At 56.4% G+C, this 6,824-nt stretch carries 7 protein-coding genes; 2 read left to right on the top strand and 5 right to left on the bottom strand.

All coding sequences use genetic code 11. The annotated features are described in order from the left end of the window. Nucleotides 1-219: 219 nt before the first annotated feature. The 4 genes from AU381_RS00470 to AU381_RS00455 all read right to left on the bottom strand — a co-directional run bounded on the left by AU381_RS00470 (nucleotide 220) and on the right by AU381_RS00455 (nucleotide 4,302). Nucleotides 220-786 (bottom strand): CpaD family pilus assembly lipoprotein, encoded by a 567-nt coding sequence (locus AU381_RS00470; RefSeq protein WP_014857545.1) that lies wholly within the window; start codon nucleotides 784-786, stop codon nucleotides 220-222. A 9-nt stretch (nucleotides 787-795) separates the two neighbouring features. Beyond that, nucleotides 796-2,223 carry a type II and III secretion system protein family protein gene (locus AU381_RS00465; RefSeq protein ID WP_014857544.1) on the bottom strand — a complete coding sequence of 476 codons (1,428 nt, stop codon included), beginning with the start codon at nucleotides 2,221-2,223 and terminating at the stop codon, nucleotides 796-798. Between the two features lie 23 nt (nucleotides 2,224-2,246). Next, the gene (locus AU381_RS00460; RefSeq protein ID WP_014857543.1) at nucleotides 2,247-2,927 is read right to left on the bottom strand and encodes a response regulator; all 681 of its coding nucleotides are present in this window, start codon (nucleotides 2,925-2,927) and stop codon (nucleotides 2,247-2,249) included. 1,168 nt (nucleotides 2,928-4,095) lie between these two features. Then, nucleotides 4,096-4,302, bottom strand: a complete 207-nt coding sequence (locus AU381_RS00455) for a hypothetical protein (protein WP_014857541.1) — start codon at nucleotides 4,300-4,302, stop codon at nucleotides 4,096-4,098. Nucleotides 4,303-4,621: 319 nt separating this feature from the next. Between AU381_RS00455 and nodD2 the strand changes: the two genes are divergently transcribed. Together nodD2 and AU381_RS00445 are read left to right on the top strand one after the other, a co-directional pair. Further along, nucleotides 4,622-5,560, top strand: a complete 939-nt coding sequence (gene nodD2, locus AU381_RS00450) for a transcriptional regulator NodD2 (protein ID WP_064240014.1) — start codon at nucleotides 4,622-4,624, stop codon at nucleotides 5,558-5,560. 385 nt (nucleotides 5,561-5,945) lie between these two features. Further along, a complete protein-coding gene (locus AU381_RS00445; protein WP_244425039.1) occupies nucleotides 5,946-6,518 on the top strand; it encodes a transposase in 573 nt (190 codons plus the stop codon). On the opposite strand, the gene AU381_RS00440 is transcribed toward AU381_RS00445, so the two are convergent. Next, on the bottom strand, nucleotides 6,505-6,824 hold a 320-nt coding region (locus AU381_RS00440; RefSeq protein ID WP_156528515.1), incomplete at its 5' end, for an integrase core domain-containing protein. The two genes, AU381_RS00445 and AU381_RS00440, sit on opposite strands and share 14 nt — an antisense overlap.

Genomic DNA, 6,824 nt, shown 5'->3' with positions numbered 1-6,824 from the left:
TTGTCAACGCTCCTCTTTTGCTGCGGGTAACTGGCCGGCATCATAGCGGCAACCGCCGGCGCGGGGGCGTCCACATCATCATCCCATCCGATCTCGCCACACTCTAAGTGACTGCAACCGCGGTAAGTCGGGAGCGCCGCGCCGCTCATGCGAATCGAGTGCGTTGAGGGGACACCCAACCCGGATGAAGCGATCATCGGGAACAGTCGCGTTCCTGGCTCATAAGCCACCTTTACCCGTCGAGGTCCTGTAGGTGGTAACTGGTATGGCCGCCCGATCACCATCGCTGGGCTTGACAAATCTATTGCCGAGCAAATCGCGCGGATCGTTGATCATTACTGCCAGATTATGGCTCGTCGAACAGCCGATCGGCTGGTCGAAGAATTCGTCATTAAGTAACTGGCTGGAAAGCGACCGGCAGATTGGAGGGAGGGCATGATAGACAACGGCCTCTACCCGCAGCTGCCCGCGGTCATTTTGGTCAAGCAAATGGATGTTGGAAGCGCCGATGCCCATCTGTCTGGCTTGATGGACTGCCTCTGCGCTGAGCCGGGACGACCCGCTGATAACGAGGTGAAGGGCATCCCTCCGGCCGCGACTGGCCTTCCATAGGAAGGCAAGAAGACGCTGCTGTTCGGAAGCGTGAAGGCTCTCCAACTTCAAGACGGTGGACTCCTGTCGGACAAAAATCGGTGTCGATTGCTCGACATAGATCGGTGCAGTGCTTGTGCAGCCTGCTAGGCTTGCTGTCAAAGCGAGCAGGTGAGCTATGATCCGCAACGTCATTCGGCAACACTATTCGATGATGAAGCCGAGATCGCCCTTGACGCTTGGCGCGTCGGTGCTGATAGCAGCGCGGGCTCGCGGCGGAGTGCCCAAAGCCGGAGCCATCCGGTCCGTGGGTGCGCTCATTTGGTTGGGGTTGGAGCCTGGCCTGACGATGTAAGGCGTAACCAAAATAACCAATTCCGACTCCTCCTTTTGAAACGAGGACGAACGAAACAGAGCGCCAAGGATGGGTATTCGGCCAAGCCAGGGAAATGCACTGATATCATTGTTGACGTTACGCCTGATGAGACCGCCAATCACGAAGCTCTGCCCGCTCGCGAGCTCGACGACTGTATCGGCACGCCGCGTGGAAACTGCCGGCACGGCGATCCCGTTGACTTGAACGGCACCTTGTAACGATAGTTCACTGACTTCCGGCTTTACGTGAATGTTGATTAGGTTGTTGTCGAGAACAGTTGGTACGAATTCAAGACTGACGCCGAAGCGGCGAAATTCCACCGAGGTTTGCCCATTTTCCTGCAGGACAGGAATGGGAAATTCGCCGCCGGCGAGGAAGCTGGCAGTTTCACCCGACATAGCAGTGAGGTTCGGCTCAGCCAAGACGGAAGCTATGTGCTCCTTAGCAAGCGCGTCGAGAACCGCGCCGACGCTGACAGCATCATTGTCGAATCCGATTTCTGCTGTACCGCCGCTACCAGTTGCCGAACCAAGTCCAGCACCTCTGTTTAACACACCCACCTTGAAATTGCCGAATTGACCGAAGGCGGACAAGTTGATGCCGAGTGCCTTCAGACTGCTGCGGGAGACTTCCGCTACGCGCACACTGAGATTAACCTGCAAAGAGCCGGCGACCTTGATATTGTTGACGATCGGCGCACCGTCACCGAGAAATTGCTCAGTAACTCTTTTTGCAATGTCAACGACTTCGGCATTGGGCGCTGTACCGCTGAGGATTGCGCCGCGTGGCGTATAGCTGACGTGGATCGGGTAGTCGCCGACCTGGTCTCGCAACATGGCACGCAAATCCCCGATCGGCTGCGTTACTACAACATGCAACTCGGCGAGAGCCTCGCCATTTTCGTCCAGAGCGAATAGGCTGGTCCGACCGAACTTCTTGCCAAAGACGAAGATCGTTCTATTGGAGGGTGCCTGATAATCAGCAATTGTTGGGTCGGCCACAAAGATGGTCGCGGCTGGCGCGGGCAAATGAACTGTCTTGCCCAGCGAAGAGGAAAGGTTCAGCGTGGCGTTGATGCTGTTGGGAGCGGCACGAGGCACCGCTTCATCCCCGTTGTTTTCGGCAGCGGCGGACATAGGCGACAACAGAACGAGCGCGTAGAGAAGATTGCTCCAGTATGGAACAGTTGGCCTTGAACCGACGATGGGGGTCGGCCATCGATCGGCGCTAGCATGACCAGTTGGAGTGGCTTTCAAGGCAGTCCTTCCTTCAAATTCGACTATGCTGATGACGCGTCAGTCAATTCAAGAACGTAGCCAATGCCGCGCACGGTCCTGATCCGCAACGTGGCACCTGACCTACTGAGATACCCGCGTAAGCGGTAGATTCCGGCTTCAAGCGCGTTGCCTGAAACTTCGTCGTTGAACGAATAGAGTTGATCTTCCAACCGCGCACGCGGCACGATGCGACCCGCGCGGTTAAGCAGATGCTCTAGAATGCATAGTTCGCGACGTGCGATCATTAACGGATGACCGTCAACCGACACCTGTCGGCCGATCGGATCGAAGTGGAGGTTGCCAAATTCAATGATGGGGCAAGTGATCTGTGTCGATCGGCGCAGAAGGGCCCGCATTCTGGCGATGAGCTCATCCGTAGAGACGGGTTTACGGAGAAAATCGTCCGCGCCACTATTGAATACCGAAATTCGTTTCTCGAGATCGTCGAGCCTGCTCATAATGACGGCAGGAACTGAATACCCGTCGCTCCTTAGCTGCCTCAGCCAATCCAGTCCATCGCCATCTGGCAGTACCAACTCCAGCAGAAGAATTTCATAGCTCGCTGAAAAAAATGCGCTCGACGCCTGTTCCAGCGTGCCAACTACATCAACGGCAAAGCCGCCGTCACCGAGCGCGCCTCGGACCGCGCGGGTAAGATCCGTATCCACGAGCAACGTTCGCATTTCATTCTCCTATCAAGGCAGGACAGCCAATTGAGCACGTCACCGCGGACTATGACCGGGGTGACAGCAGTACCGCGCGACTGATCGCAGTATTCGTACCCGCTCCTTGCGAGGGCTAATCGAAGGAGCATGTAACCCAAACACCTGTGATAGCGGGGGCGAAGGTCTGTTGACGAGCAGAAATACACCGGTCGGCGAGCCCATGATGCCAAAAATACACCTGCGATTTCTCTGCGCATTGATATGCCCTTACACCTTCATTAGATCAGCCTTTGCCTTAAGAGAAACTGATTGAGCAAATCGATTCTTCGGATCGAAGGCATCTGCATCATGAATGCATTTCGCTACATTTACTTCGGGGGTCGAGCTGTCGTCGCACACTGCTCTGCCGTTACATGAACCACTCAGGCTGAACGGCGAGCTCCGGTTCGATCAAGGATCGCGAGACGAACACTGATGGACATCCAGAACACACTAGCGCGAATGACTATTACCCAATCCTAAATTCGCTGGAAGAAGTTTTGTGGCTGTACATGAACAACGCCCTAACCCCTCCGCGTCAGCTTTCTGTCAGCCAGGCTGATTAACAGCAGCAGTAGATATTGGGCGCAGATTTAATGGTGCTCTTCGGAAACCAATGTGGAGTGGGGCACGTCTGGCATCAATGGCTCATCACATCGGATCAACGTTTGGTTCCGACGCGGTTGAAGTGAGGCGATTCGCGGCGAACTAAGAAACTAGGAGCAAGCTGGCATACAAAAAGGCTTCGCGGGTGTGTCGCCTGCCGTCTGCAGTCCGCGATGTCAAGCTCCTGAAGGTTCAATCAGGAGCTATTCGTCCTCTGCGAAAGTGAGAGGTCGGGCGTTTTACTCCATGTGTGGGTCAGGACTCGTCGGCTGGCAGCACTGATCCTGGAAAGAGTTTAGAACCATATCTCAAGCGCATGGCGGGATATGAACTTTGCATAGCGCGACCGGGTCGATGCGGCACTAGTATCCGCCATCGCTTCGTCTGATTATCAGAAAGATGCCATTGATGCACTCAGGAAAGTTCCAGCCAGGCGGCACGCCCGCACAAGACAATGTGATCCTGGGCGGGTCGTCCTCTCCTGATCCTGCTGCCGAGACATTAACCCGACGCGTCGATCGGGTTGAGGAGGTCGGCGTCGCTAAAGAGGGTCGAACTCAAGGTCTTTGCTGGCACGCAGGAGTGGTTCATTGAGGCGATGGGCGAAGAGTTCCACAGCCGCGTGCCAGATCGGCTCGAAAACGGCGGACTGCCCGGAGCCACTGATGCACCCCAGCAGATTGGAAACCACGTCCGAAATTGAGACCGCCCGCAAAACCAATATCGCATTGAAGAACAGGCTAACCAAGCCGGAGGATCACTCCCTTATCGGGGATCAGCTGGTCACCGACGTCAGCTCTCGAAAGTGCCGGGGTCCGGGTTGCACACCTTTCTCATCAGCACGCTGGAGAGGCCTCTGCAAGCCGAAGTTTTGTCCAACGCACCACTCATTTGGTGTGTCGAATGTGGTGGGATAGTCCCACGCTCTTTACGGTACTCGGGACGGAGTGCGCTCCACTCCCTCATGTTCTTCTGAGCAGCGGGAACAAGGCAACGGCGCTCACTCTGTAACATCACTGAAAACTACCTGTTCTATGAGGGTAGAAACGCTTTGGTTGAATTAAATAATGCGTTTTAAGGGACTTGATCTTAATCTGCTCGTAGCGCTCGATGCTCTGATGACAAAGCGAAGCGTTACCGCAGCTGCTCGCAGTATCAACCTCAGTCAGCCGGCCATGAGCGCCGCCATCGCCCGCCTACGCACCTATTTCGGCGACGACTTGTTCACGATGCGAGGTCGCGAACTTATCCCAACTCCGCGTGCGATAGCGCTCGCCCCCGCAGTCCGCGATGCTCTGCTGCACATCCAGTTCTCCATCATTTCTTGGGATATGTTTAACCCAGTTCAGTCGCAGCGACGCTTCAGGATCAGGCTTTCCGACGTCATAATGCTGGTGTTTTTTGAAAGAGTCGTGAAGCGGCTGGCGCGAGAGGCGCCTGGCATCGGCTTCGAGTTGCTGCCTCTCACTGAGGATCCCGATGAACTTCTCCGGTACGGTGACGTCGATTTCGTGATCCTTCCGGAATTGTTCGCGTCGAGCGATCATCCAAAGGCGAAACTGCTCGACGACACGCTGGTTTGCGTAGGTTGCCCCACTAACAAGCAGTTAAAACGGCAGCTTTCTTCCGAAAACTACGGATCGATGGGTCATATTGAGGCTAAGTTCGGACGTACGCTAAAGCCCTCCATCGAGAATTGGTTGTTGCTTGAGCACGGTCTCAAGAGGCGCATCGAAGTCGTCGTGCCGGGATTTAGTCTAATCCCGCCTTTGCTGTCGGGAACCGATCGCATAGCGACCATGCCGTTACGGCTGGTGGAACATTTCGCAAAAACAACGCCGCTGCGGGTCGCCGAACTTCCACTGGCACTTCCACCATTCGCCCAAGCTGTCCAGTGGCCTAGCCTACACAACAGGGATCAGGCGAGCATCTGGATGCGGCAGGTACTACTACAGGAAGCGTTGCACATGACAACTCCGCGTGATTCAGTGGAATATCGACCCTAGTCGTTCGCAGCCGCGGATTTGACCGGCTTTGAGACACCCTGCTCACGATCAATGTGCCGCCCCGCCATGATCATGAAGCAAGACCCTGGTACACGGCTTCGGCCGCGGAGTGGGCTTTTGTGTGACGATTTGCGGATTCCGACCTGAAGCCGGCCACCATTCCGATCAAAATCCGGCCACCGTTCCGATTTGAAGCCGGCCACGATTCCAATCAAAGACCGGCCGGTTTCCGGCTCTGAAGATACCCCTTGGGTCAGCAACTTTGGCATCAAGCCTCCCGTTACACGAGGAGAGTTTGATGCCAGCGAAGAGAAGGCTGACCATGCGACAATTACGACAGATGCTCCGGCTTGCCGGAAGCGGGACAAGCAGCCGAGAGATTGCGGTGATCCTCGGCGTTGCCCGCAGCACCGTCCAGGATAACCTGAAGCGGGCTGCGATGGCGGGGCTGAGCTGGCCATTGCCGGGAGAGCTGACAGACGATGCTCTTGAGTCTCGGCTTTTCGCCCGCGCCGGCGTCAAGCAGGGCCAACGGCGACGTCACGAGCCGAACTGGGCACAGCTCTCTATCGAATTGAAGAAGCCCGGCGTGACACTGCTGATCCTGTGGGAGGAATATCGCAGCGTCCATCCCGATGGTTATGGCTATAGCCGTTTCTGCGAGCTGTTCCGCGGGTTCGAGCAGCGCCTTTCGCCGACGATGCGCCAGGAGCATGCGGCCGGCGACAAGGTCTTCGTCGACTATTCCGGTAAGAGGGTGCCGATCGTCGATCGCAAGACTGGCGAAGTCCGCGAGGCGGAGCTGTTCCTTGGCGTGCTCGGCGCATCGAGCTACACCTTCGCCGAGGTGACCTGGACCCAGACCTTACCGGACTGGGTCGGCTCACATGTGCGCATGTTCGCCTTCTTCGGCGGTGTGCCCCGCCTGACCTTGCCCCCAACTTTTATCCGATTTTGAGTTCGCTCCAGCGGTTTTTGGTTGCTGTATTTGGGGCGGTAGCGGCGGGTTGCGGTGCGGAGCCATTTCGGCTGCGCAGCACCGCATCACGTCGCGGGTTGATGGTCTGAGCGAACTCGGCAGGGGTCAGCCAGCCGAGGCCGGAGTGTGGTCGGCAATCGTTGTAATCGCTGCGCCAGTTTAAAAGCGCTGAGCGAGCATGAGAAAGTGACGAGAACAGGGTTTCATTCAAGAACTCGTCTCGCAGCCGCCCATTGAAGCTTTCGATGAAGGCGTTCTGGATCGGCTTGCCAGGCGCGATGTAGT

It is taken from the genome of Sinorhizobium glycinis (assembly GCF_001651865.1).
GTDB classification, from domain to species: domain Bacteria; phylum Pseudomonadota; class Alphaproteobacteria; order Rhizobiales; family Rhizobiaceae; genus Sinorhizobium; species Sinorhizobium glycinis.
Note: the sequence above shows the minus strand (reverse complement) of the source record. Positions and strands in the feature narration are given on the sequence as shown.